The organism is Streptococcus sp. SCPM-O-B-15304 (M98) (assembly GCF_058200215.1).
The window spans coordinates 1-444 of sequence record NZ_JBYQGQ010000042.1 but is presented as its reverse complement, the minus strand read 5'-3'; the positions used below and the strand labels follow the sequence as shown (position 1 = coordinate 444).

Here is a 444-nt window from a genome sequence, read left to right as displayed (position 1 = left end):
GTTCGCTGTCAGGTGAAAATCATTACTATGGATATGTTTAGTCCTTACTATAACTTGGCTAAACAGCTTTTTCCTTATGCTAAAATCGTTCTAGATCGTTTTCACATTGTGCAACATCTTAGCCGTGCTATGAGTCGTGTCCGTGTTCAAATCATGAATCAATTTGATAGAAAATCCCATGAATACAAAGCTATCAAGCGCTACTGGAAGCTCATTCAACAGGATAGTCGTAAACTAAGTGATAAACGTTTTTATCGCCCTACTTTTCGCATGCACTTAACAAATAAGGAGATTCTAGACAAGCTTTTGAGCTATTCAGAAGACTTGAGACACCACTATAATCTCTATCAGCTCTTGCTTTTTCACTTTCAGAACAAGGAGCCAGACAAATTTTTCGGACTCATTGAGGACAATCTTAAACAGGTTCATCCTCTTTTTCAGACT

The 444-nt window shown here is 37.6% G+C and carries 1 protein-coding gene; it reads left to right on the top strand.

The features are described 5' to 3' along the window. The coding region (locus tag AC3E7H_RS09955; RefSeq protein ID WP_490676512.1) for a transposase at window positions 1–444 on the top strand (444 nt) is incomplete at both ends.